This is a genomic window from uncultured Microbulbifer sp. (genome assembly GCF_947504145.1).
GTDB lineage: Bacteria > Pseudomonadota > Gammaproteobacteria > Pseudomonadales > Cellvibrionaceae > Microbulbifer.
In genome coordinates this window covers 235,815-259,767 of sequence record NZ_CANNGQ010000003.1, presented here as the reverse complement: position 1 = coordinate 259,767, position 23,953 = coordinate 235,815, and the positions used below count along the sequence as shown (strand labels likewise).

General features: G+C 57.6%; 7 protein-coding genes and 2 tRNA genes. 6 read left to right on the top strand and 3 right to left on the bottom strand.

The features are described from left to right. Nucleotides 1-65 precede the first annotated feature (65 nt). Both Q1A74_RS11770 and Q1A74_RS11765 read left to right on the top strand, forming a co-directional pair. Nucleotides 66-11,330, top strand: a complete 11,265-nt coding sequence (locus Q1A74_RS11770) for an isopeptide-forming domain-containing fimbrial protein (RefSeq protein WP_299596042.1) — start codon at nt 66-68, stop codon at nt 11,328-11,330. After that, nucleotides 11,330-16,564, top strand: a complete 5,235-nt coding sequence (locus Q1A74_RS11765) for a flagellar motor protein MotB (protein WP_299596040.1) — start codon at nt 11,330-11,332, stop codon at nt 16,562-16,564. Before Q1A74_RS11770 ends, Q1A74_RS11765 begins: the two co-directional genes overlap by 1 nt. Here Q1A74_RS11765 and Q1A74_RS11760 read toward each other — a convergent pair. Genes Q1A74_RS11760 through Q1A74_RS11750 form a run of 3 tightly spaced genes read right to left on the bottom strand, consistent with a single transcriptional unit; the run spans nt 16,561 to nt 20,892 of the window. Further along, the gene (locus Q1A74_RS11760) at nt 16,561-17,586 is read right to left on the bottom strand and encodes a zinc-binding alcohol dehydrogenase family protein (RefSeq protein WP_299596038.1); all 1,026 of its coding nucleotides are present in this window, start codon (nt 17,584-17,586) and stop codon (nt 16,561-16,563) included. The two genes, Q1A74_RS11765 and Q1A74_RS11760, sit on opposite strands and share 4 nt — an antisense overlap. Beyond that, nucleotides 17,543-18,778, bottom strand: a complete 1,236-nt coding sequence (locus tag Q1A74_RS11755; RefSeq protein ID WP_299596036.1) for a PepSY domain-containing protein — start codon at nt 18,776-18,778, stop codon at nt 17,543-17,545. Before Q1A74_RS11755 ends, Q1A74_RS11760 begins: the two co-directional genes overlap by 44 nt. 8 nt (nt 18,779-18,786) lie before the next feature. Beyond that, nucleotides 18,787-20,892, bottom strand: coding sequence for a TonB-dependent receptor (locus Q1A74_RS11750; protein ID WP_299596035.1), 2,106 nt, complete (start codon nt 20,890-20,892; stop codon nt 18,787-18,789). 451 nt (nt 20,893-21,343) lie between these two features. Between Q1A74_RS11750 and Q1A74_RS11745 the strand changes: the two genes are divergently transcribed. From Q1A74_RS11745 to nusA, 4 genes are all read left to right on the top strand, one after another. Then, nucleotides 21,344-21,420: transfer RNA gene (locus Q1A74_RS11745), tRNA-Met, on the top strand. A 44-nt stretch (nt 21,421-21,464) separates the two neighbouring features. Then, nucleotides 21,465-21,541, top strand: a tRNA-Met gene (locus Q1A74_RS11740). A 234-nt stretch (nt 21,542-21,775) separates the two neighbouring features. After that, nucleotides 21,776-22,249, top strand: a complete 474-nt coding sequence (rimP, locus tag Q1A74_RS11735; protein WP_299596033.1) for a ribosome maturation factor RimP — start codon at nt 21,776-21,778, stop codon at nt 22,247-22,249. A gap of 94 nt (nt 22,250-22,343) precedes the next feature. Then, nucleotides 22,344-23,846 carry a transcription termination factor NusA gene (gene nusA, locus Q1A74_RS11730; protein ID WP_299596031.1) on the top strand — a complete coding sequence of 501 codons (1,503 nt, stop codon included), beginning with the start codon at nt 22,344-22,346 and terminating at the stop codon, nt 23,844-23,846. Nucleotides 23,847-23,953 lie beyond the last annotated feature (107 nt).

Sequence of the window (23,953 nt, the reverse complement as noted above, 5' to 3'; positions counted from 1 at the left end):
CTCCTCCGGCGGCGCCGCCTGTGCGGCAGTTCTCGAAATACCAATTTCACTGGCAGCGGAAAGCGATGAAGTCTGAAGTAACAGGGCGAAAAACCATCAAAAATGTACTGGCGGCAGTTGCGCTTGCCTGTGCTGGTGTTCTGTTGCCGGTTGGAAGCGCGTTGGCTCAGGGCAGCTGCCCCGCTCCCGATCTGGATATCGATTTCCTGACCAATGGCAGCTATTGCGAGCTTTGTGCCGGTGGTGAGGTTGAGATCAACATTGGCAATGATACCGATGCGCCGGACTTCCGCGATCGAGACGGCGGAGACCGGAGTTTTAGTGACATTTCTGTGAGTATTGATCTGCAGGCCGTTGCGGGTGTGCTTGAGTTCGATGCAATGCAGTCGCCGGGTGGTGCGCCCTCAATTTCTGCTGGTGGCCAGGTGCTTAGCTGGAACCTGAGTGGGGATATGGATCGGAACCAGAGTCGGACGCTACGGTTCAGCCTCAAAGCGATCAATTTCCAGCAGGAAGAGCTGGTCGATATTAGTCGCCAGTTGCGTGCATCAGTGACCTACGACTACGGTAACTGTAATGGTGCCGAAGACCGGTTCGGCAATGAGTATGGTGGCGCTCCTTATGAAGTAGGGCCTGTCCAGGTGACGGAAGTACTGGATATCCGCGAGCCCCTGCCTGGTATCGACAAGCGTGGCCGCAACCACGACGCGGGCCAGACGAATTACTCGAATAATGTCTACGGAAATATCAACGACGACGTAATCTGGCGTATTCGTATCGATAACGCGGCCAGTGTGGCCATGCAGGACGTGCGTTTCGATGACCTGATGGGTGGAAGTAATATGGATATCCGCTACGCCTGCCCGAGTAATGGGGCGGCCGTTGATGTGGCGGATAACAACGGTGTAGCTCCTCCGGGGTCACAATGTGTCCCCGCATCGAACACTGTTGACGATTTTGAGCTGAGTAATAATTTTTCCAGTGGGCCCGGGGTTATCGATGTTCCCGCCAATGGTCAGCGCGATATATTCCTGGTGGGGAAGGTCACCAGTTCCTGCTCCAATGCCACAAATACAGCGAGTGACCTGCAATGGGGTTGTGCCGTGGTACCCAACGGCCCGGGAGGCATCTCGTCACCGGCAGACGGAGCCTCGCCTGGTGCGGATAATGAAGAGTTGCGAGTACTTTCCAGTGGCGAGCTCAATATTGATACAGACATCACCGGCACCAACTTGGCACAACCTCTCGGTGCGAGTGGTTTTGTAACCGTAACGATCAATAATCAGACTGGTGGTTCGGTAAAAGATATCGACTTCACCAACGATCTGCCGGCGGAATATGTAGTCGATGCTACTTACACGCCGCAGATTATCCGGACTCGACGTGGTATTGATCCCCATTCCGCAAACTACAGCAACACCTATCCCGGTATGGTAGATCGCCTTATCTGGGATAATGAAAACAGCGATCCGCTGCTCAACAATGCGCCTCATTTTCGCCTGGAAAGTACTACCCAGCACCCGGAATACGGCGATCAGCAGCATATGTTGCGCCAAGGCGATGAAATTCAGATCCGCTTTCGTATCGTCACTATCGAGCCCGACTTTTATGACAAGGTCGCCAATCTCGATGTGAGGGATGAGAGCCCGGCGGATGGTTCTGACCCGGATAGTAACTTCCAGCTTGCGGAGCCGAATGTCCTCAGTCTGCGCTTTTATGATTTCTGTAATCCGGGCGCGGAGCGAAGCCAGCAAGTTAATACGAATGTGACACCTGACCCAGAAGACCTGGATCTGTCTACTGTATTCCCGATGTATATCGTGCGTGACGCGGGCACATCGCCGCTGACCGTTGATATCACTAATAACGGCGGTCACGATGCCAATGACTACGCCGTATATGTTACTTTTGGTCAGGCAATGACCGTCGACAGCAATGATCGCGGTTGTTCTGCCGTCAGCTTCCCACTCGCTCATCCTCTGTGGAACAGTCCTGATTTCCTCCCCTCGACCGCGACGGTTTTCCGTTGTGATAGCTCCCATTTCAATGGCGCAATCGCGCCTGGAGCTACCGAGCGAGTCACTTTTCAAGTGAGAAAAAACCACAACGCCAGTGATGACGACTTGACCTTCCGGGTCGATGCGGTGGGTGAAATCACGCTTGATAACGGCGACGCGCTGGACTTCCCTCAGCCTGCCAATTTGAATGGGCCGGAGGGGACTACTCCCTCGCAGCAACTTGCTAACAACTACACGCTCGATGGCGTCAGAGCAAAAGTGCTCGGGTTCAACCTCGTTAAAAAATTGAGTGGCCAATGTACAGAGCTGAATGCGCCGGGTGACGGTTTCCCGAATACCGATGTCATCATTGGTGAAGATTGTAAGGTGGAGATTCATGCTGGTGGCTGGTTCGGGTTTGAGACACCAGGCTTTTCGCTGATTGAAGTCAACAATATTTCCGTGGGAGATGACTTGCCGGATGGGCAGGGGTATATATCTGATAATCGCCTGAGCTGCGGTGCAGTCGAGTTGCCGGACCCTCTGTCGCGCTGTCGTGAAATAGCGGGAGCGGTGCAGGAGCAGGGTGGTCTTAATCAGAGCCTGAGTGAAGTTGACCCTCTCTGGGTGCTGGTCGACCCGATTCAGCAGCGTGATTTCTGGTTTCTGAGTGATTTGACCACGCGGGTGTTGAACGACCCGGTAGACAGTGTTTCCTTGCCGAATCAGCATGCGGCAGACAGTATTGACCGGGGCCGCTCTGCGTTTACCGCAGTATTTGAATCCAACGGCGTCACCCAGGATATTCGTGTGGATAATGCTGCGGGCGTTCCAGCGGACATCCCGGGGTATCCACCCGAGTCGGATTGGCGAGTCGATCTGCGTGTTGTAGAGCCCGAATTTGAAATCGAAAAGCTGGTGTGTAACGAGACCACCAGCGGCGGCTGTGCCAGCGATTCTGACTTTGCCGACAACGCAGAAGGTACCCGATTCGATACCTTCATTTACAAAATCACAGTTAACAACCGCAATAACGACAGCGGCGTTCCCCGCGCTCCCGGCTACGATCTTGTTGTGATCGATAATCTGGACGCGCGCGGTCAGATGTGTGTTGAGGACTTCGGCAGCGACGGCCTGGACAACGACGGCGATGGCACGGATGAGGCAGATGGCGCTCAGGAAGGCTTCCTGGGCACGGCGCCATTCCAGAACGATTACGATATTGCCACCCACTGTAATGATGGCGGAACCCCGGCGGTAATCAGCTTCCGTCACGACCTGTCTGATGCGCTCAAACGCCTTGATGCCGGTGAAAGTGTCTCTTTCCTGTATCGTGTAGCACCGCACCAGTCAGTGGCGCCGATGCAGCCATTCCTGAACACCACCTTTGCCCGCTACGATTCACTGGCGAACGAGTTCGGCAACCAGAATGCACCGCAACTGGAAAGTGATGCCAACCTGGACGGATTGGGTGATGATCTGGGGGCGCCAAACAATAGCGGTCGTGCCCGCCATTACGAGACCGAAAGCACCACTGCAAATATGCAGATTATTCCGGTAGAAACCCAGCCGAAGCAGGCGGTAACCACCGCGACGATCGAGGCGGGACTGGTAACGCCAACGAGTGCCGACAGCAGCGCGCTGGTGGTGGGTGAAGAGGTCCGGTATCGCTTGACCGCACAGATACCGCCGTCACGTTTGCGGGAGTTGACCATTACCGATGACTTGCCGGAAGGATTGCGTTGTACCGATGCACCGGAGGTGGATCTGGATGCGATTGCCGCCGCCGCGGGTGCCAGCTTCGAGCCCGGTGGCCAGTTCAGTGTTGGCGACGGTGGCATTACCTGTACGGATGACAGTATTACCTGGAATTTTGGTTTACAGGATCTGACTACTGCCGGCGGCCGCCGCTTTGACCTGCCGGTAGATTTCTTCGCGCGCCTGGAAAATACGGCACAAACCAATAATGGGAATGTCATCACCAACGGTGGCAGCGCCACCACTGCGGAAGTGGCGTATATCGATGAAACGGGAACGCAGCAACGTATCGCCTTTGAAAGTCACAGCTTTACCGTGCTTGAGCCACAGATTGAACTGCAGAAAACGTTCGATGTTTCCAATGCGGATGCTGATGACGAGCTCACGGTAACAGTAACCGCAGAAAACACCGGTACGGCAGCTGCCTACAACCTTCAGGTTCTCGACGACTTGGTCGATAGTCGTTACACCTATATCGGCAACATTGGCGGTAATGATCCACCCGATAGTGACAACGACGGTGTCAATACAAACGCGCCGATATTCGGCTGGGAAAGAAGCAACAGCGACTACGCAATTGCTCCCGGTGAATCCCGTTCCTTTACCTTCCAGGTGCGCGTCAACCAGGATGTCGCACCCCACGAAGTTCTGCCCAATACTGTTGAAGGCCGGTGGCAGTCCCTGCCCGGCAACGATATCGCCCTGAATAGCACCGGCATAATCGGCACCGATGGCGCCGTCGACGGCATGCGTATCGGCGTGTTGCCAAACGCTGGGGATGCGGTCAACGATTACGAAATTACCGCCGACGCGCAGACCGAAGTGCTGCCGCTCACCTTTACCAAAACCGATCTCGACGACACGGTGATTCCGACCATCGGTGCGCACAAGCATTTCCAGTTGGAAATCCAGTTGCCGGAAGGGATCAGCACCGAGGTTTCCGTTTCCGATCTGTTGAACGGGAACGGTGCCGAGTACGTACTCACCCACAATAGTGATTACGACATTACTTACGAATTTATCGGTATCGACACCATCAATGGTGAAACACCCACTGAGGCTGCGTTTACCAGTTTCCCTGTTGATGGCTCCACAGATCCCGGTACCGCAACCTGGGAAATCGGCACCGTAGATACGGCGCACGAAGACGATGTAGTAACCAGTGACCTGACTCCGACCATCCGCATTCAGTATTTTGCCCGCATCAATAACGATACTGGCACCGACGCTGGCAGCAGCCTGGTCAACAATGCAACGCTGAACTACCTGAACCCAGAGAGTGGTGCGCCAGAAGCGCTCACCGCTTCGGCCCCGGCCACTACAGTGGTGGAACCGCTGCTATTGCTGGAAAAAGATGTCGCCAACCTGACCAATGACGGCCAGCCCGCACTGGGTGGCGATGTGCTCGAATACACTGTGCGTGTTCGCCATGAGGGTGCATCCACCGCGGATGCGTTTGATCTGAACCTGGTAGACACCCTGCCGACTGAACTGCAACTGGATGACAGTTTTACCGTTACCGCGCAGATTGATGGGGCCGATGTTGCGGGCTTCAACCCGGTGCCGGATGGTGCGCCGCTCGGCCCGCTGGTTTGGGGTAAGAACAACGGCGATAACAGTCTTGACCTGCCACTGGGCAGCGAGCTGGTGCTGGTATACCGCACGCAGGTGCGCTCGGTATTCGGTAACCCCATTAACAACAGCATTACCGCAGACTGGACCTCACTGAACGAAGACATCGCCGGTGAGCCCGAGTTTGAACGCCACGGTAATGGTTGTCCGACCATCACCGCGCCGGATGACTACTGCGTTGGCCCGGTACAGGCTCCTATCATTACCGACGACAACACCGCCATCGAAAAGACCGTGGCGGAAGATACCGATACAGAAACGAATATCGGTACGCTGCGCGTGGGTGATTTTGTTACCTACCGGCTGCAGCTGAGCCTGCAAGCGGGCACCACGCCGGCCGTTGCGGTACAGGACACTCTACCTGCGGGCTTGGTGTTCGATGGTGTGGTGAGCATCAATGGCGACACCAGCGCACCTTATGCGCCGGCCAACGGCTTTGACTACGCAGAAATTCCCGCGAGCGCTGTACCGGCTCAGGGGGCGGAAGGGGTCATCGACTGGACCTTCGGCGACGTCACCCGGGAGTTCACCGCCAGTGCGCCGCTGGTGATCGAATACCGGGTAAAAGTGGCGGAAGACAACGGTATCGAGCACCTGCCCACCCAGCAACTTACCAACACCGCACAGCTTTCCTACGGCAGCGATACGGTGGAAGACAACGCGGTGATTTCCCTGCTGCAGCCGGTAATGGATAGCCTGGAAAAAACCGAGCGCAGCGGCAAGCCAAACCCGTACAACAATATCGATCTGTTGAATGACATCATGCAGTTCCGCCTGCATGCATGTAACAACGGCGAGGCGCCTGCCTACAATATGCAGATCACCGATACCCTGGCGATGGAAATGGATGAAACCTCCATTGCCAATGTGCAGGTCAGTATCGACGGCGCGCCGCTGCTGGATGGCGACTACACCTATACCGCTCCGTCGGCTCGCGGCGGCAATATGGTGTTTGTGCTGAATACACCGGTACCCGCTGGCCTGTGTGTGGATATCGATTACGACATCGGTTTCCATCAGGACGTGGGCGGTGATCAGTCCTGGGTCAACACCTTCGCGGTGGACCAATACTGGTCACTGCCTGATGCCAGCGGCCAGAATTACGGCCCGCTAGACCTACCGGTGCCGTTTGCCATGAGCACCGCGGCTGCAGTCGTCGAGCCGCTGACCAAAGCGCTGGTAACGCCGGACGATGGCACCGCAACTGTTGGCGAGCTGGTGCACTACCGCATCACCGTGCCCGGTGTGGCCAATGACGCGGTCGCGCTGCGCAATGTACAGGTGATTGATACGCTCGATAGCCTTGGCGATATCATGACCTTCGAGAGCGCCACCCTGAACGGAGAGGCGTTCGATCCGGTGGTGGATCAGGCTGCGGGCACGTTTACGTTTGATATCCCCTCGATCGCGGTGAGCACCGTGGCGGAAATCGACATCTATGTCCGTGTGGCAGACGTGGCGACAGCGGTAGCGGGCACGGAAATTGTGAACGCTGCGGACTTCACTTACGAAGAGGGCGCTAGCAACCTCCCTGGCGGTGGCAATGATGTGAGCTTCACCATTGTCGAGCCGGAACTGATCATGGACAAAACCGGCCCTGCCAACGTGCAGGCTGGTTTGCCCGGGCGTTTTGTACTGGACGTGCACAATGCCGGTATGGGCGATGCGTTTGAGCTGACTCTGACCGATGTACTGCCGCAGGAAACCGATGGTGGTGAAGCCGGTGGCATGTGCACCACGCCACCGGAAAACTTTACCGCGGAAATTCTCGATGCCGGCGGCAATGCGATTGCGGCACTGAGCGAAGGCAGTGACTTTACTACCAGCTACGATGTCGATAGCTGTACATTGATCGTAACTGTCAACGGAGCAGATGCATCTGCGAGTGTACTGCCAGCGGACCACCACCTGCAGTTTGCCTACGATGCCTATCTGGATACTGATACCAGCCACAGTGCGACACTGACCAATATTGCCGGTGCGACCCAGTGGTTTGGCTTGCCAGTAGAAGAAGACCAGCGCCGGGTATACGACCGCACGCTCACCGATGGCTCGCCGGATGTGGTCGACTTCGAAGATGCGTTCACCATCACCGCACAGGTTCCCCGGGTTGCCTTCTACAAATCTGTAGAAAACATCACCCGTGTAGAGAACCCCGCGGTTAACGCCGCACCTACGGATCTTCTTCGCTACACGATTACGCTGACCAACGAAGAAGATGTAAGTGTCGACGACTTTTCGGTAACCGATGATCTGGGGCGTCTGAATCCGGCGGTCATATTCGAGTCGGGTACGCTGAATATCATCAGTATTCCAACTGGGGCAGACAGTAGCGCCACCGATGCTTCTGGCGGTACCAACAGTGCCGGACTTCTGGATATCCGCGGACTGAATCTGGCGGCGGCTGGTGAAGCCGGCGACAGTATCGAGATTGTATTTGAGGTGCAGCTGGCGGCGGTGATCGATAATGGCACCGCGGTGCTGAACCAGGCGCAATTGCAATTGCCGGGTCAATCCGCGTTTGTCAGTGACGATCCGAATATCAATGGCATGCAGGACCCGGAAGTGGCCGGTGATGAAGACCCCACCCGTGTGATTATCGAATCTGCGCCGGTCTTCAAAGTGGAAAAAATCTCCGAAGACCTGACCGGTGAACCGGACAGCCTGATGCCAGGCGATACCCTGCGCTATACCCTCCGCGTAGAAAACATCGGTAACGAAAACATGCTGGAGGCCAGCCTGCGCGATCAGGTGCCTGCCAACACCATGTATGTTGCCGGCTCCACCACCCTGAATGGTGCGGCACTGGACGATGTGGATGGCAGCACGCCGCTGGCGCAGACGCTTGTTATCCAGTCTCCAGGCGCGGAAGCCGGGCAGCTGCTGGCAGATCCGGATGCGTCCGGCAGCCAGACGGCGCTGATTACCTTTGATGTGACCATCAACGACGTTAACGACGGCACGGTGATTTCCAACCAGGGCTTTGCAAATGGCGTCGGTGCCGGTGTAGACGCTGGTGGCGAGAATATTCCGCTGGACGAACAGCCTTCCGATGATCCCGCCACCGAAGTGGCCGACGACCCGACCATCGATATCGTGGGTAACGTGCCGCTGATCCGTACACAGAAAACCGTGGAGCTGGTGGTCGACAATATGACCGCCGGTATCGTCGATCCGGAAGATGTGCTGCGCTACACCATCACGGTCAGCAATATGGGTGGTAAGGATGCCACCGAAGCCCGCTTTGTGGATCTGGTGCCGGAGTACACCACCTATGTTGCCGGCAGCACGCTGTTGAACGGCATTGCTGTGGCGGACGACGGTGAAGAATCACCGCTTGTCACCGGTATCCCCATCAGCAGTGAAGACCTCACGCCACCAATGCCGGTCGAAGGTGAGGGAATCATTACCACCGCGCAGACCGCCACCATCGTGTTCGACGTGATGGTGAACGCGGAAACCGAGCGCGGCACTATCATCAGTAACCAGGGCAATGTGTACAGTCTGGAATTGCCGCTGACCCTGACCGATGCGGATGGCAACAGCAGCAACGGTGCGCAGCCGACCGAGGTTGTGGTGGGTGACGCGCAGCAGTTGTCCATTACCAAAGAAGTTGCGGTCGTCGGTGGCGGCGCGGCGGAATCTGGCGAGGTGCTGGAATATATCGTGCGCGTGACCAACATCAGTGCCGTACCAGCAAGCCTGGTCACCATCTACGATGACCTGCTGGTGGCCGGTGAGGGTGTGCTCACTTACGTGGAAGACTCCGCGCGCCTGAACGGCCAGCCCGATGGCGTGATGGTGGATGGCCCGCTGATCACCGTCGACTACAGCACCAATTACGGTGACCTGCAGCCGAGTGAAACCATCACTCTGCGCTTCCAGGCCTCTTTAGGTGAAGGGGTGGGGGAAAAGCTGCCTCTGGGTTACTCGGTGGTGAATACCGCACAGGTGAAGTGGAACGATCCTCCGGTGTACAACGAGGCCACGGTAGCCATCGATATCGGCGGTACTCCGGGTATCGCCAATCTGTCCGGTTTCCTCTGGCACGATGTGAACTTCAGTGAAACGGCGGACAGCGAAGAGCGTCTGCTCATCAACTGGACCGTAGACCTGTACTTCAATAACGGACTGCTGGAAACCATACAGAGTGACGAGAATGGCTACTTCCAGTTTGCCGGTCTCGTGCCGAATATGGATGGCGAGGACGTGTCGGCAGCCAGTTACGAGCTGCGTTACCGGGCGCCTAACGCCGTGGAGTCCACAGCATCGCTGGGTATTGCGAGTTCTGACTACACCAATGGGCCGCAGCGCATAAGCAATATCTATATCGGCTCCGGTGCCAATCCGCAGAACCTGAATCTGCCGATCACACCCAATGGTGTTATCTACGATTCAATACTACGTGCACCTGTCGCCGGTGCCCGGGTCAGCATGTTGCAGGGTTCCAGCGGCCAGCCGCTACCGGATAGTTGCTTCGACGACCCTGCACAGCAGAATCAGGTGACCCTGCCGGGCGGCTACTACAAGTTCGATCTGAATTTCAGCAGTGCCGCCTGCGCGGTCAATGCGGATTACCTGATCGACGTGGACGTGCCCAGTGACCAGTACACGTCCGGTCCATCCCGGGTTATTCCGCCGCAGACCGGCAGCGAGACCGGAAGCTTCGATGTCAGCGCCTGCCTGGGTAGCGCTGGAGACACAATTCCGGGTACTCCGGACCATTGTGAAGTCCAGCTTACCGAGCTGCCGCCGCCCATCGATATGGATGCGCGCTCCAGTGAAACGGATTACTACCTGCGTCTGAACCTGGATGACACCAACCAACCGGGCAGCAGCCAGCTGTACAACAACCACATTGCGCTGGATCCGCTGTTGGAAGGCGCGCTGGCGCTGACCAAAACCTCGGCGATGACCAATGTAACGCGCAGCCAGCTGGTGCCGTACACCATCACCTTCACCAATACCATGCCGGTGCCGCTGACGGACCTGCAGTTGGTGGATTACTTCCCGGCGGGCTTCAAGTATGTGGCCGGTTCCGCGAACCTGGATGGTATGCCGGTGGAGCCGGAAGTGAATGGCCTGCAACTGCAGTGGCCGCACTTGCGCGCCGAAGGTGAAGCGACCCGTACCATGAAGCTCTTACTGGTAGTTGGCTCCGGTGTGGGCGAAGGCAAGTACGTGAACCGTGCGCGTATGTTCAACGAACTTTCCGGCCAGCAGGCGTCCGGTGAAGCATCGGCCACGGTGCGCGTGGTTCCGGACCCGACCTTCGACTGTACCGATGTGGTAGGCAAGGTGTACGACGATAAAAACCTGAATGGTTACCAGGATAACGGCGAAGGCGGTGTGGCCGGTGCTCGTGTGGTAACCGCGCAGGGCCTCCGCGCAACCACCGATGCCCACGGCCGTTTCCACATTACCTGTGCTGCCGTGCCGAACCCGGATCGCGGCTCCAACTTCGTACTGAAACTGGACGACCGGAGTCTGCCCAGCGGCTATCGTCTGACCACAGAAAACCCGCGGGTGCAGCGCGCGACCCGAGGCAAGATGCTGGAGTTCAACTTCGGCACCAGCCTGCACCGCGTGGTACGCCTGGATCTGGCCGAGGCCGTATTCGAGCCGGGGTCCACCGAGCTTCGCCCGCAGTGGCGTTCGCGCACCGAGCTGTTGCTTGAGCGCCTGCAGGAAGATCCTTCGGTACTACGCCTGTCTTACCTTGCGGAAAACGAAGATTCCGCACTGGTGGACGCGCGCCTCGAAGCCATCAAGGCGCGCATAGCAGAAGACTGGGCGGCGCTCGACTGCTGCTACCCGCTCAATATCGAAACTGAAATTTTCTGGCGCCGTGGCGCGCCGCCCGAGCGCGGCAGTGTGCTGGACGGGCTCAAACGCAGTGTGAATCGCATGATCGGAAGTGATGATCAGGGAGGGGTCCGGTGATGTTCCGTCCTTCACAGAAAAAATTGGCAATCGTTATTGCCGCGCTGGTGAGCACTTCGGCTCTGGCTCAGGATGAAAACCCGAGCGATGTTTCCTGGTGGCAGAAAATCCCCGGCCTCACACCACAAGTGGAGAGCGCTGGGGACTACACCAACAAGCCTCTCGGCAGTAACACCGAGACCACCCTGATTCCCGCCGCCGGCCAGCTGTGGGTGCAGGATGCGGAAGCGTTTATCGACCCCGAAGAGCCTGTGTTGGAGACCAATGTGTTGCCACCACTGGTGTACCGGGAAGTGGATGACGAAATTGATCCTGAACTGGTCGAGCAGCTAAAGGAAAAACTCGCGGCGCTGGAAGACGCTCACGAGCTGCAACTCATTTTCACCGCGCACACTGATAGTGATCCGCTGATCGAGGAGGAACATTCGGAGCAGGGTGGTTTTGACAGTGACTTTGAACGTCATTTTGATAGCGATCTTAATGGCAGCAATGTGGCTCATGAAGATCACGAAGCCAAGCTCGAATTCACCCGCGCGCGTGCTAAACAGGTAGCGGAATATTTTCAGACTGCGCTGGATCTGCCGGAAGAAGCGGTGCTGTTTGAAGGCCGCGGCGATAGCGAACCATTGACCGAAAATATCACCGAGAAAGGTCGCGAGCTGAATCGCCGCGTGGAAGTAAAACTGCGCTATTTCGAGCTGGACCAGCAGGCTCGCGAGGCCCAGCGCCGCGCCGAAGCCGCACAGCTCAACCGCGTGCAGGTTTGCCGTCAGGAAACCGTATGTAAACTGCGCTATACCGCGGGCTCGGACAAGCGCGCGCGCCTGAAAAACCTGGTATCCCCCCTGCGCCTGCAGCCGGGGCAGGTGGACCTGCCGGCCGCGTTTGTGCGCCGAGTCCAAGAAGTGCGCAACACGCTACTGGAAAAGCCCAACCTCACTATTCACTTTGTCGGCCATACCGACGGCAAGCCCTTGCCCGAAGGGCCTGCCGAGCTTTACGACGACCAGATGGCACTGTCTCGCGCGGAAGCGCGGCGGGTCGCACTGGCGGTGGCAGATCAGTTGAACCTGCCAGGCTACATGGTTACCAGTAGCGGCAAAGGGTCCAGTCAGCCCATCGCCGCCAATGACACCGCCAAGGGGCGCTCGCTGAACCATCGGGTGGAAGTGGAGTTCTGGTACGACGACCTGTTGGAAACCGCTGCCGATGGGTTGCAGGCCTGCCCGGAATCCGCAGCTGCCGAAACCATCACCATCGCCCACGAATCGCCGACCGGTGACGTAGCGCCAATTTTTCTCAACAGCGGCGATCCACAAATCTCCAGTGCGCAACTGGCACAGATGCAGCGCATGATGGATGAAGTCGCAAGCAAGCAGAATGTGCGCCTGAGCTTTATCGGCTATAGCGACAACGAACGTATGGAACGCCGCGAGGCCATGGTCTACGGCGATGACGTCGGCCTGTCATCTGCGCGCGCGGAAAAAACCATGCGCGCAGTTCAGCAGCACCTGGGGCTCGAAGACGAACAGGTGGAATTTGAAGGGCGCGGCTTCGTCGAATCCAAAGACGTGGTGCAGACTGGCTTTATCCACATGGATGGCGCGCGGGTAGAGGTGCAGGTCCTTTACGACGAGCTGGCGGTGCTCGCCGAAAAAGATCGCCTGGAAATCGAGCGTATTCAACAGGAAGCCGAGGCCCACAACCCCTACGCGTTAAACTTGATGCGCATCACCGTAGACGGTGCGCCGGAATACGATCCGCACAAAAACTCCGCCGACCTGCAGCGTTGTACGGACGTGGCGCTGGAAAGCGCCAACATCCAGTTCCGTTTTGACAATCAGGCCATGCAGCCGCGTCTGAACGTCTCTGCATTCCCGAGCACCATCCGCTATGCAGACGATCCGGAAACAGAAATCGCTGACAGCCGGGTGCAGTTCAAACGCTATACCAACTATCCGTCCTTCATTACCCGCGCCGAAGTGCGCATTTTCGAAGAGGAGCAGTCGCTGCGCGACAAGCCCATCGCCGTGGTCACGCTGGACCAGAACGGAGAGGGCAGCTGGGATGCGGAATTTGAAGAGTACCAGGCGCCGCTGAAAAAGCTGCAGTATGTATTGCGGGTCTACGACTGGAAGCAGCGCTTCGATGAAACCCGGCCGCAAACCCTGTGGCTCGTGGACAACTTCGAACCGCAGTTACAGGAAGCCACGACTGAAAAAGAGCTGCTGGTGGGGTACGGGGAAAACCGTCTCGCCGAGCAGAATATTCCGGTCAACGGCAATGCTGTGCTGGTTAACGGTGCCGATATTCCCGCGAACCACAGTGTGTGGCTGGCCGGACGCGAAATTCCGGTAAGCAACAGCGGTGATTTTGTTGCCGAAGAAATTTTTGCCAAGGGCCTGCACACCGTGGAAGTGGCGGTACTGGATGACAGCGGCAATGGCGAACTATTCCTGCGGGATCTCGAGTTCACGCGCGACGACTGGTTCACCGTGGGTATCGCCGATCTTACTATCGCCCGGGATGACACCAACGGCCCCGCAGCGCTGGTCACCGGCGACGAAACCCACTACGACAATTCCGCCAGCTACGATGGCCGCCTGGCATTTTATACCAGCGGCAGTTTCGGCGATGGCTGGAACCTGTCGGCCAGTGCTGATACGGAAGAGGGGCCGGTCGAGGATCTCTTCACCAACTTTATGGAAAAAAATCCGGACGCGCTTTTCCGTCGTCTGGACAGCGATCTGTACTACCCCACCTTCGGTGACGATTCCACCGTGGTGGAAGATGCGCCTACGTCCGGCAAGTTTTATATCAAGCTGGAAAACTACGACGATTATGGCCTGTGGGGGAACTTTAACGCCTCCTATACCGATAACGAACTGGCGCATATCGATCGCGCGCTCTACGGGGCCAATTTCCACTTCGAGACCGATGACGTTACCGACTTTGGCGACAAACGGTTTGAAGTGGATGCGTTTAGCGCGGAGCCGGGGACCATTGCCGGACGCGATGAATTCCGCGGAACCGGTGGCTCCCTGTACTACATGCGTCATCAGGATATCCTCACCGGTTCCGAGCGCCTGCGGGTCGAAGTGCGGGATAAAAATTCCGGGATCGTACTGGGTGTGAAAAACCTGACTCCGGTGATCGATTACGATGTGGATTACATTCAGGGGCGTGTTCTGCTGAACCGCCCGCTGTCCGCGATCGCCAACGACAATCTGATCGTGCAGGACGGCTCTTACAACGGCAACCCGCAGTACCTGGTGGCCCGCTACGAATACACGCCGGGCTTTGATGATCTCGACACCCTGGCCGTGGGCGGTCGCGCGCATTACTGGGCCGGCGACCATGTGAAGATCGGCGTGAGTGCCAGCCAGCAGGATGAAGAGGATAACGAATCTTCCCTGAACGGTGTTGATCTGACGCTGCGCAAAACCGCCGGTACCTGGGTGAAGGTAGAAGTGGCGGAGAGCCAGGGTAATACCCTAGACAGCCTGTCTTCTCTGGATGGTGGCTACAGCTTCAACCAGGGTGGCTTTGAACAGGGCAGCTTCGAGCAGACGCCATTCGACCCGGATGCCAAAGCCGGTGCCAGTAAATTCGAAGCCGCGGTGCAGATGGGAGACTTCTTCGAGGGGATGCGCGGCTCCGTTTCGATGTATGCACAGCAGCGGGACGCCGGTTTCTCCGGGCCCGGTCAGCTTGCGACCCGGGAGACCGAGCAACACGGTGCGGCGGTCAACGTGCCCATCGGTGAGCGGTTCGATATAGGGCTCAAAACCGACACCCGGGAACAGCAGCAGGGCCTGCAGACGGACGCCACCGATGTGGAGCTGGGTTATCGCCTGAGTGAGCGTTGGCGCCTCGCGGCCGCTGCACGTTCGGATTCCCGCGAGGATCTGTCGCCTGTGGTACCGCTTACCCAAAAGCAGGGGGAGCGTACCGATGTTGCGGTGCAGGCCAGTTACGATTCTGGTACCGACTGGAGCGCCTTTGGTTTTGTACAGCGCACCGCCGAGCTTTCCGGCAACCGCGACGAGAACAATCGCGTCGGCTTTGGTGGCGCTTACCGGGTCAGTGAGCGCCTGACCCTGGACAGCGAGCTGTCCGGCGGCGATACGGGCACCGCAGCGCGTCTGGGGACGGACTTCCTGGTAACCGATCGCACAAACCTTTACCTGAATTACACCCTCGACAATGAGCGCACCGATACCGGCGTGCGCGCGCGCAAAGGTAACCTCAACAGCGGATTCCGCAGTCGCTTCAGTGATACCACCAGCATATATGGTGAAGAGCGCTACACGCACGGCGATGTGTCCACCGGCCTGACTCACGCTCTCGGCGTGGACCTGGCGCCCACGGACAAATGGAATTATGGCACCAGTCTAGAGGCGGGTACCCTGGAAGATCCCCGCACCGGAGCTGAAACCGAGCGCCGCGCCATGGGTGCCAGCATGGGCTTTAATGACAACGCCCTGCGGCTCTCCAGCGCGGTGGAGTACCGCGTGGATAATATGCAGACTCTATCCGGTACGGGCACGGAAGAAGATCCGCAGAGCGTTCTGGAAAACGAGCGTAAAACCTGGCTGCTGAAAAATACCCTGAGCTACCAGATCAGCCCGGACTGGCGCCTGGTCGGGAAGTTGAATTATTCCGACAGCGAGAGTTCACAGGGCGAGTTCTACGATGGCAAGTTCACCGAAGGTGTGATGGGTTATGCCTATCGCCCGGTCACCAATGATCGTTGGAACACACTGTTGAAGTACACCTACTTCTACAACGTGCCCACCACCGATCAGGTACTGGTAACGTCAAACAGTTCCAGCAGCGCGCTGGAGTTTGTGCAGAAGAGCCATATATTCTCCGTAGATACCAACTACGACCTCACCCAGCGCTGGACTCTCGGTGCCAAGTACGCGTATCGCCTGGGCCAGTTGAGCATGGAGCGGGATAACCCCGAATTTTTCGACAGTGCCGCCAGCCTCTACGTGCTGCGTGCTGACTGGCACTTCGTGAACAAATGGGACCTCCTCATCGAAGGCCGTCTCCTCGACCTCCCGGACGCCGGCGACCGCAAAAGCGGCGCACTGCTGGCGCTCTACCGCCAAATGGGCCGCAATTTCAAAGCGGGTATCGGCTATAACTTCACCGACTTCTCCGACGATCTGACGGATCTGGATTACGACAGTCAGGGGGTGTTTATCAATATGGTGGGTAAGTTCTAGCCCCACCCGGCCAGCACGATCTTGCCGATGGTGCTGCCACTCTCTAACTGCCGATGGGCGAGGCGGAGATTGGCGGCATTGATTGGCTCGATGGTTTCTCCCACCGTCGGTACCAGCTCCTCCCTGTCGATCAGATCGGCGATGCGGCTTAGTAGCGCGCCCTGCTGATCCATATCCTCGGTCTGGAACATCGCTCGCGTAAACATGAACTCCCAGACGAAGGTGGCACTCTTGGCTTTCAGCAGGCCGATTTCCAGGGGGGCTGTGTTTTCGACAATGGTGCAAATTTTCCCCTGGGGTTTGATGGCTTCGGCCATGGCGGGGAAGTGCTGGTCAGTGTTGTTGAGGCACAGAATATAATCGACAGCCTCAAACCCGATTTCTTTCAGTTCCTGATCCACCGGATTGCGGTGGTTTACCACGTGACTCGCGCCCATCTCCTTAACCCATATACTGGATTTGGTGCGTGAAGCCGTGGCAATGACGTTGAGCTTCGCCAGAGTTTTTGCCAGTTGGATGGCGATAGAACCAACACCGCCTGCGCCGCCGATAATCAGAATGGCTTTCCCGGCATCCTCGCCCTCGGGTGAAATCCCCAAGCGGTCGAACAGCGCTTCCCAGGCAGTAATACTGGTCAATGGGAGTGCCGCAGAAGCCTGGAAATCCTGGGTGCACGGCATCTTTCCGACAATGCGTTCATCCACCAGCTGGAATTCGCTATTGCAGCCCGGGCGCGTGATATCCCCCGCATAAAATACACGGTCCCCTGCCGCGAACTTCTCCACCTCACTCCCCACCGCGACCACTTCACCGGCGGCATCCCAGCCGAGAATTTTCGGTGTGGTTTCCGTTACGGGTTCCGCCTTGGGGGCGCGTACTTTGGTGTCGACCGGGTTTACCGCAATGGCGTTCACCGATACCAGTAAATCGCGAGGGCCAGGCTGGGGCTTGTCGATGTTCAGGTCGACCAGGGATTGTTCATTGTCGATGGGCAGGTATTGATGCAGTCCGACGGCTTTCACGGGTGTACTCCATTTCCTTAGAGTGAGTAGGCAATCCAATGCTACCGAGTGTACGCGAGAACCCCTGTTGCTGTCGTCGGGTGCGGGACTTCAGTCGGCGTTTTTGCCACCAGAGGTACAGGCCGGTGCCGAACAACAGCGCCGGCGCCAGGCCTGCAATCAACACCAGCCAGCGGCCCATAATGCCCAGCGCGTCGCCGTTATGCAGGGGAAACTGCCAGCGCATTATCTTGTTGCCGAGGGGGATTTCGGTGACATTCTGGCTCAGCAGAATTTCTCCGGAGTATTGGTCCATACGCACAAAGCTGGCGCCGTAATTGGTCCAGGCTTCGCCCTCTGCGCGAAAGGTCAGGCCGTAGCTATCTTCGTTATTGCGGGGGAGGTAAATGCGTTTGAGTGCGCCACCGGGGAAAACCGTTTCGCCAATGGCAACGGCCTGATCCGGTGTGATGGGCGTGCCGGACCCAGTGCGTGATCCTGGCAGAGCGGAGCGCGGCTCCACCTGAAACAGGCTGCCCACCACCGCCTCCACCTGGGTTGGAAACACCAGCGTCACACCGGAAAAGCTGATCATCAGTAGTAGCGGCAAACAGTAAATACCGAATACCTTGTGGATATCAAAGTAGAAGCGGAAGCGGTTTCCCGAGCGGGAAATAGTGAATGCCCGCTTCCACTGTTTCTTTTGGGATTTGCTTTTCTTTGGCCACCAGAGTACCGCGCCGGTGATACAGAACACCATCAACAGGAGCCCCATAAACCCCACGACGGTTTTGCCATTTTTACCGGCGAGCAGGGTGTAGTGCAGGCGGTACAACCAGGTCATGGTGTATTCGGGGGTGCCCCAGCCGCGTATCGCCAGTACTTCTGCATCCGTGGGGGAAACGCTGACCTCGATTGGTCCCGGTGCGCCCTCCGGTGTAGGGAAGCGCACCACATGGGGACTGCCGGGCTGGCGCTGGGTCATCAAGCGGGTGGGCGCGGGATTGCCAGGCACCGCGGCCTGTGCCGCTGCGAGAATTTCCGCGAAGCTTGCCGGCTGTGCGCTCGGCTTGAAGGTGATGGTCTGTGGTGTGAGTTGTTCATCCAGCGCATGATCGAACACCAGCAGGCTGCCGGTGAGTCCGATCAATGCAAGCAGCAGGCCCAGAGTCAGGCCGGCGTACTTGTGCAGGATGAATAACGTTTTACGCATGGGGGCAATTAAAACACTTTGGAGTAAGACAGGTTCACACTGCGCCCAATACCCTTGAAGTTGCGGAGGTTATTTCCCGCAGTCTGGGAGTGATAGGTGAAGTAGTCTTCGTTGGTCAGGTTCTGCAGTCCCAGTGCAAACTCGCCGCCCAGTGCACGATATTGCGCGCTGGCATCGATGATGGTGTAGCCATCAAATTCACGGGTGATTTCATCGGCGGCATTTTTAAAGTTGCGGTCTTGCAGCCAGTTTGCCTGAATACGGGTGCTCAGATCATCGCTCCAGTCGCGTGCCCAGCTCAGGTTGACGCGATTCGGTGCAATATTGGCGCCGTCCAGGTCGGTGTCTACTTTGCCATCGCCATCGACGTCGTAACGGCCTTTGGTATGGGCGTAGCGCACCTCCAGGGTGTCAGTGTCACTGGCAAACCACTGGCCGCTCAATTCCGCTCCGTCGACATCGGTCTTTTCGCGCTGGACACTGTAAATACCGTCGGCACCCAGTGCCAGGCGCTGGCCGAAGTCGGAGTCCGATGAGTAGAGTGCAATCTGCGCGCCAAACGATTCGCTGCGGAAGTCGAGCCCCAGCTCCTGGTTCTGTGTCAGGATCGGCCGCATATCGAGGAAGCTTTCTACATCCTGATCCGGCTGGTTGATACCGCGCAGCACACGGCCCACATCCGGCATGGAGAAGCCTTCAGAATAGTTGGCGTATGCCCGCAGGTTGGCGGTGACCTCGTAGGTCGCACCGATATTACCCAGGGTTTCGCTGAACTCCGGGTTGCCACCTTTGACAAACTGGCCGCCGTTGTAGGAGTAAAGTGTGGTGAAATCGTCGACTTTGAGCTCCGAGATTTCGTGGCGCACACCGGTGGTGATGGTCATGCGCTCAATGCCGCTGAATTCCGCTTGAACGTATGGGGCGATGTTCTTGTAGCGGGTGGGCGGTACCCAGGCGCGGCTGGTGAGAATCAGTTGCTGCCAAGTCTCGTCTTGCAGCAGGTCGACACCGTAGGCCAGGCTGACTGGCGCACCGGCGATGTCGTCTTTGATCAGGGTCAGCTTCAGGCCGCGCTTTTCGGAGTTGTTCTGGGACTGGTCAAACAGGCCCGGACCGTAGGTGTCCTCATCCTGAAAGGTGCCGCTGTCGGTCGCGCCGTAGGTGCCGGCGAAATCCTGAGAAAAAATCTGCGCGCGCAGTTTCTGGCCGAGAATGTCCTCGTTGGTGTACTCCACGTTGATGGTAGTTACTTCGTTGGATGGCGATTTACCTGGAACATCCCCTTTCTCCGCAGTGGTGGGGATGCCCGCATCGATATCACCCTCTACGCTCAGCCAATTGTTGTTACCTTCCACCAAGAAATGGTTCACGGTCAGCTGCACGCGCTGATCGCCCCAGCTGTAGCCGGTTTTGATAAAGGCGTTGGTGGTGTCGCTGTCCATGGTGTCGCCCTGAGTATTGTCGAAACCGACAATATCGCCGTTGGCGTCGTAGTTAACCCCGCTATTGCGGTAGGTCACACTGGCGAGCACGTCGATGTCTTCGACTTTGCCGGACAGGCTGTAGCTGCCGTTGTAGCCCAGGGTATCGCCCAAGTCTTCTGTTTGCAGCGCGGATTCGATGCGCACACTCTGCTGGAACTCGTCGCTGGGGGTGCGTGTGATCAGGTTGATGATACCGCCGGAGGCGCCCATGCCGTGGATGGCATTGGCACCGTGGATCACTTCCACGCGTTCCAGTACCAGCGGATCAATGGTGTGGCCGTCACGGCCGCCGTTACGCAGCGGGTTGGACTGGGGTACACCGTCTATCAGATACAGTGGTTTGCGTCCGCGCAGACTCTCCCCGGAGTTGGTCATCTTCTGTCGGCTGGGGGAGAAGCTGGGCACCAGGTTACCGAGAATGGTCGACAGGTCGCTGGTGGCGGCCAATTGATTGGTTAGCGCCTGCTGGTCGATCAGGGTGACGGTATTGGGAATTGAGCTGAGGGGCTTTTCCGTACGGCTGGCGGTTACCACAACCTCTTCTTCAATACTTGGATCGGATTCCACGGCGAGAGCGGCGGTACTGGCAGTGGCGATCGCCAGGGCGAGAGAGGTCTTCAGGCAGCGCATGCTGGGCTCCTAGTCAGAAACAGGTTTGAAGATAAGTAGGTTTAATGTGCATCTATATAACAAGGTCGCCGCTGCTGGGCGGCGGGTCTGGCGGCTGGCGCGCTGTTCGTGTGAGCCGGTTTGGGCGGTCTGCGGCAGGTGTTGTTCGCGCCATGTCATATTGAGGTCGCGATAATAAAGAAAATGAGAATACCTATCAATTCCAAATGTGGCCAAGTGGTACTTTGGTGCTCACGGCGAGGGCAGAGGGATGTTAATTGAGCGTATGATTCGAGGAAATTCCGGGCGTGTAGGCGTGGCTTTGCGCGCGGAATCCGGCTTGTGTGAACAAATGCCAAAAGTGACTTGACTCCCCGGGGGGCGGTCAATAGAATGCGCAGCCTCTGAGCGGTTGGGGCAACCCACCGCAGGAAACCGATCACTTACCAGGGGCGGTTTCCAGGGTCGTTGGTGCGGGGTGGAGCAGCCTGGTAGCTCGTCGGGCTCATAACCCGAAGGTCGTAGGTTCGAATCCTGCCCCCGCTACCAAATTCTACCTATACTTAATAGGTGGTCGCCAACCCTAGAGTTGTTGCGGGGTGGAGCAGCCTGGTAGCTCGTCGGGCTCATAACCCGAAGGTCGTAGGTTCAAATCCTGCCCCCGCTACCAAATTTTGCGAAAATGTTTCAGGACATTTTTGCGCAGTTAAAGCCCCTGTTAGGGGCTTTTTCGTATCTGCGGCAAACAGGCCTGGCCTGGTTTGCCATCCGAATGGGCCGGAAGTCGGCGCCGCGGTTTCTCATTCGGACCGTGGGGTCAGCTTCGCTGCCCATTTTTCGTTTTTGCAACGAGCGGACGCCGTTGCACGTCTGCCCCGGTCGGTCACCGGGCCAAAGTGGTGATATGGCAAGCAAACGCGAACAGTTGGAAGAGCTTCTGGCTCCGGTGGTTGAATCACTGGATTGCGAGTTGTGGGGGATCGATTATCAGACCCACGGCCGCAACGCTCTGCTGCGGATCTATATCGATGCCGAGCGCGGCATCGCCGTGGAAGACTGTGAAAAAGTCAGCCGTCAGGTGAGTGCGGTGATGGATGTGGAAGATCCGATCAACAGCAGGTACACCCTGGAAGTATCCTCTCCAGGCATGGATCGGCCGCTATATAAGCTCGACCAGTACCAGCGCTTTATTGGCGCCCAGGTAGAGTTGCGGCTGCGTATGCCGCTGGACGGTCAGCGCAAGTGGCGCGGCCTGCTGGCCGGTGTGGAAGGGGACGAGATCGTCCTGCGCATCGACAGCGAAAACGAATATCTGCTGCCGATCGATAGTATCGAGAGAGCGAATATTGTCCCTCAGTTTGAGGGTGGGAAGAAGTAAAAGGGCAATGCAGAAGTAGCCGGTGGCGCAGGTCTGATCGCGCACATCGAAGCATTGAATAGTCAGCACGTAGCGTTTTTGAAGAGGCAGCTGCATGAACAAAGAGATCTTGCTGGTAGCCGAGGCGGTTTCCAACGAGAAAGGCGTTGACCAGGAAATTATTTTCCAGGCAATCGAGGCGGCCCTCGCAACGGCCACCAAGAAGCGCTATGACGAAGATTCCACCGTTGAGGTGATTATCGACCGTCGCTCGGGTGACTACGAAACTTTCCGCAGCTGGGAAGTAGTAGGCGATGAGACGCTCGCAGAACTGGGTACCCAGTTCACTTTGGAAGAAGCCCACGAGAAAGACACCGAACTGAAAGCCGGTGACGTATACCGTGAGCAGGTGGAAAACGTCGAATTCGGCCGCATCGCCGCACAGACCGCCAAGCAGGTGATCGTGCAAAAGGTACGCGAAGCCGAGCGCGCCAAAATCGTTGATGAATATCGCGACCGTGTTGGCGATCTGGTCAGCGGAACCGTGAAGAAGGTAACCCGCGACTTCATCGCCGTGGACCTGGGCAACAACGCGGAAGCGCGTCTGCCTCGGGACCAGTTGGTTGGCCGCGAAATTTTCCGTCTTGGTGACCGCGTTCGCGCCATCCTGCTGGAAATTGAGCCGGAAGCCCGCGGGCCGCAATTGAAGCTGAGCCGCTCCTGCCCGGAAATGCTGATTGAGCTGTTCCGTATTGAAGTGCCCGAGATCTCCGAGCAGGTGATCGAAATTCGCGGCGCTGCGCGCGATCCAGGCCTGCGTGCCAAGATCGCTGTGAATACCAACGATGGCCGTATCGACCCGGTCGGCGCCTGTGTTGGCATGCGTGGTGCACGGGTTCAGGCCGTTTCCAATGAGTTGTCTGGCGAGCGTGTGGACATCGTGCTGTGGGACGACAACCCCGCCCAGTTTGTCATCAACGCCATGGCGCCAGCGGAAATCGAGTCCATCGTGGTGGATGAAGATGCCGGTTCCATGGACGTGGCAGTGGCGGAAGAAAACCTCGCCATGGCGATCGGCCGCAGTGGCCAGAACGTACGCCTGGCGTCCGAACTGACTCAGTGGCAAATCAATGTGATGAGCATTGAGGACTGGCAGGCCAAGCAGGAGGCAGAATCCGGCAGCATCATGGAAGTGTTCATGGCGCGCCTGGATATCGACGAGGATGTCGCTGGTGTACTGGTCGACGAAGGCTTTACCTCACTTGAGGAAGTCGCCTATGTACCGCTGGAAGAAATGCTCGGTATCGAAGGCTTCGATGAAGAGATCGCCGAAGAGTTGCGCGCTCGTGCCAAAGACGCTCTGCTGACCCAGGCCCTGGCCTCGGAAGAAGAGCTGGACGCCACCGAGCCCCAGGAAGATCTGCTGAACATGGAAGGCATGGATCGTCAGCTGGCATTCCAGCTGGCCAGCCGTGGCGTTGCTTCTATGGAAGATCTGGCTGAGCAGGCGGTAGACGACCTGCTGGATATCGAAGGCATGGACCAGGAACGTGCCGCTGCATTGATCATGAAAGCTCGCGAACCCTGGTTCGCCGATGACAGTGATCAAGAGGCTTGATGCCCGAGCGCCGGGCAGTCGCCCGGCCCCGCGCACCGTTGTGAAGTGCGCGCCCCGAATAGCCTGCCCAGCAGGCGAAGGGTGGAGCAGTCAAATGAATTGATGCT

Coding starts and splice junctions, on each gene's coding strand:
- Q1A74_RS11765 (WP_299596040.1), top strand. CDS start 11,330: ATGTTCCGTCCTTCACAGAAAAAATTGGCAATCGTTATTGCCGCGCTG.
- Q1A74_RS11755 (WP_299596036.1), bottom strand. CDS start 18,778: ATGCGTAAAACGTTATTCATCCTGCACAAGTACGCCGGCCTGACTCTG.
- nusA (WP_299596031.1), top strand. CDS start 22,344: ATGAACAAAGAGATCTTGCTGGTAGCCGAGGCGGTTTCCAACGAGAAA.
- Q1A74_RS11750 (WP_299596035.1), bottom strand. CDS start 20,892: ATGCGCTGCCTGAAGACCTCTCTCGCCCTGGCGATCGCCACTGCCAGT.
- Q1A74_RS11770 (WP_299596042.1), top strand. CDS start 66: ATGAAGTCTGAAGTAACAGGGCGAAAAACCATCAAAAATGTACTGGCG.
- rimP (WP_299596033.1), top strand. CDS start 21,776: ATGGCAAGCAAACGCGAACAGTTGGAAGAGCTTCTGGCTCCGGTGGTT.